General features: G+C 60.7%; 2 protein-coding genes and 1 pseudogene. All 3 read left to right on the top strand.

Annotation, left to right across the window (positions count from 1 at the left end; translation table 11 throughout):
- On the top strand, positions 1 to 212 hold a 212-nt coding region (locus tag ACXJKR_RS28540; protein ID WP_457325707.1), incomplete at its 5' end, for a hypothetical protein.
- Positions 212 to 2,011, top strand: coding sequence for a M48 family metalloprotease (locus ACXJKR_RS28535; RefSeq protein ID WP_457325706.1), 1,800 nt, complete (start codon positions 212 to 214; stop codon positions 2,009 to 2,011). The genes ACXJKR_RS28540 and ACXJKR_RS28535, both read left to right, overlap by 1 nt.
- 80 nt (positions 2,012 to 2,091) lie before the next feature.
- Positions 2,092 to 3,048 (top strand): annotated as a pseudogene (locus tag ACXJKR_RS28530) (ATP-binding protein); the annotation flags it as partial.

The raw sequence follows: 3,048 nt of genomic DNA, 5'->3' as shown, positions 1-3,048 counted from the left end.
AGCTAGCAGACACGACCTACGAGCATGCGGCAAAGTTATTGAACTGGCTCTGGTCCGGGGACGAACAGCCGCAAGTAAAGGCGGACTTCGAGAAGCTGCTCAGGAAAGCCGGCGATACGCAAGGGCTGTCCATGCAACAGGTTGACGCACTGATCGCGGCCATGCGCTCTCCTGAGATGAACGCTGCCCTTAAGGCTCAGGCAAAGGACTGATGATCAGGCGCCAGCCGCAGGCACGAGAAGCGCTCCTGCTGAGCCTGGGTGCCGAGATATGGGTTCATGTCGGAGTCTTCGCTGTCATCGCAGTGCCAATCGTCGCTGTCGGCCTGCCAGTCGTGCTGGTGACCTTCGCGACCTACGAGGTGTTCCAGTCAATCGGCGCGCTCTGGAATGGCGCCAAAGATCCTGGAGTTCAAGTCGCATATGGTTGGCTGACGGTATTCGTGGCCGTCCTGCTCCTCGCACGCTTCATTGCTGGCAGCCGCAACGCCGTGCGTGCCGACGCACAGGCGCAGGCCGAGCTGGCGGATCGGGGTCGGCAACCCAAGGGCGTGGCGGGCCAGGTTCTTTGTGAAACTGTCTCCAGGCTCTGGCAGGCGGCGCGCGGCCCTGAGAAGGCTGCTCCGGAAGTTGTCTGGTACAGCGGCTTTCAGGTCGCTGCACACGCGCGCACGGGGGTAGAAGGTGACTGCATCTTCGTGAGTAGTGCTCTATGGGATCGGGTCGCAAAGCGAGACCTCACGGGAGACCTGATTCTGGCTCACGAAATGGGGCACATCGTTCACCGCGACTCGCGCGCGTTCCGCCGCCTGTCCATCATGCTAGGCGGGATTCGTTCGACGCTGGCTCTCAGCAAAGCTTTCGCTGTTGCCGCTTCCGTGGTGATCCTGGTTTCTTTTACCTCGGCAGGTTTGATCCACGGTGAGCCGCGATGGTGGCTCTTGCGACTTGGCGTGGCGACCGTTTCGCTTGCATCGCTTTGCTTCCTACTGCTTGTAATTGGCGACCTGTTCGTTCGACGGTATGCCAGCTTCATCGTTGCGCTGATGGAGGTGCGTGCTGATCTGTGCGCCGCGCTTTGGACGGTGGGACTCGAAAAGTTTGCCAAACATCTAGCTTCCGACGCCGCGCTTCATCGGTCAACGGCAGGGGATTTGGCGCAGTCCTTTCTCTCACCCAACATGACGCATATCTCGGAAAGCGAACGGTTAGCCCTGATTCGGACGCCCGAGCGACTTTTCACGCCGAAGCTGCGCTACTTCGCTTGGTCTGTGGTGTTGGCGCTCTTGCTTCCGCTCAACCCGATCACACCACTCCTGTTAAACGGCGCCGTTGACCATGCGATTCTCGTTTGCACGGTGAGTGCGTTGTATGCCAGCGCCATGACGATGTTGGTGCTGGGTGGGTTCAACTGTCAGCTCGGGTGGAAGCGCGCGGTCGTGCTGGCGACGGCGGCCTGCGGTGCACTCGGCATCACGAGCATCAACTTCTATGAAATCGGCTACCTGCTGACGCACTACGGCATCGCTCTGGCAAATGGCACGGGCTTCAGCCAAGTGACCGTGACACTGACCGAGATGGGAAGTGACACGTTGATCGTTGCGCGGGCCTTGGCCAGGAAAGCTGGCGACGGGCTAAGCGGCTGGTGGTTCTTAGTATCAGTGCCTCTGACGGCTGCTGCGATGAAGATGATTCGTCCAGCGGTGCGCTCGCTGCCGCTGCAGGGCAGCAAGCTAGCGCTGACATTTACGACGGCCGTGACTACGTTCTGCGTCGCACTGATTGCCGGGCGCGATCCACGCCGCAGCGAGTTGTACGACATGATTTTTGGTGAGATTCCTGACGACTGGTGGTTGCTCGTCGAACCAGTGCGCCTTGCCGTGCCCGCATGGGTGGCACTTCTGTCTGTCCTCGTAACAGGCGCATTGTTGAAGCTGGGGACGCGGGAGACTCCCGCTCCCGAGCGGTCAATGGCGCAAAAGCGTGCTGTGGCTGCGGATGTCGATGGGTAGCAGCGGCGCGTAGCTGAGCACGACGGTGCATCGCCGACTCAGTAGCTGCCGCATGGGTCCGAGCTTTGGTACAAGAACGCATGGCCGAAAGCGAGAACCTGGAACCCAAGAGCTCATCCCCAACCCCTCCTGCGGAAGGCGAGCGCCGAGCCATGCGTGGCTACATGGGTCAATACGACCAGGCCGGAGCCGCCATCTATGCGGAGCTTGAGCGCGGGCAGCTGCTATGGGTCGGAGTAGCCGATCGAACCGCTGGCATCGCTGACGACCTCGTTCTAGGTTTGGATGGCCTGGTCATAGGGCACCAATTCAAGACCTCCAGGTTTCCGGCCCCGTTTCGCATCGTCACCCTCCTCACTGGTGCGGAAGGTCTGCTCAAGCCATTGATCGACGCCTGGGAGGGGCTTCGGAAGCTCCATCCTGATTGCCGCGTGCAGATCCGGCTAGTTGTAAGCGACTATCCGTCCGACTCTGACAGCCCAGGCGATGCCATCCCGCCGCATAGCGCCGCTTTCCTGGCCGAGTTCGAGCTTCATGCGCAGAGGTCTATTGATGAGTGGCGGCAGGCAGGATGGGGCCGACTCCTGGACACGTTGCACCAGGCGTCTGGGCTAGACGAGACCCGGTTTGAACAGTTTCTGCAAGACTTGAGGATCTTGCATGGCGCCGCGGCAGACTTTGTCCAGCTGCACAAGCTCAGCACCGAGCAAGCTCGCCTTGCGGCCGAGATATCGAAGCTACTGCCGGATCTTGTCCGCGACGCGCGGGACAAAGACAGGTGGTCTCGAGATGAGTTGCTGAACGAGCTTGGGTGGCGTGACCCAGCCAAGACGCGCCACATTCATCGTTTCCCGGTCGGCGCCCACGTGCAGCGAAACCGTGATACGGAGGTCGCCTTACTGGACACGATGCGGGCGGTCACCCAAGGTTATGTAGCTCTCATAGGCCCCCCGGGATCTGGGAAGTCGACCCTGCTACAGATGACCTTGGCCACCGAGCCTGACATCAGGCTGGTTCGCTACTTGGCGTTTGTGCCC

This window comes from Roseateles sp. P5_E11 (assembly GCF_054049355.1).
Note: the sequence above shows the minus strand (reverse complement) of the source record. Positions and strands in the feature narration are given on the sequence as shown.

Excerpts from the sequence above, each read along its gene's own strand:
- ACXJKR_RS28535 (WP_457325706.1), top strand. The coding sequence starts at position 212 with ATGATCAGGCGCCAGCCGCAGGCACGAGAAGCGCTCCTGCTGAGCCTG.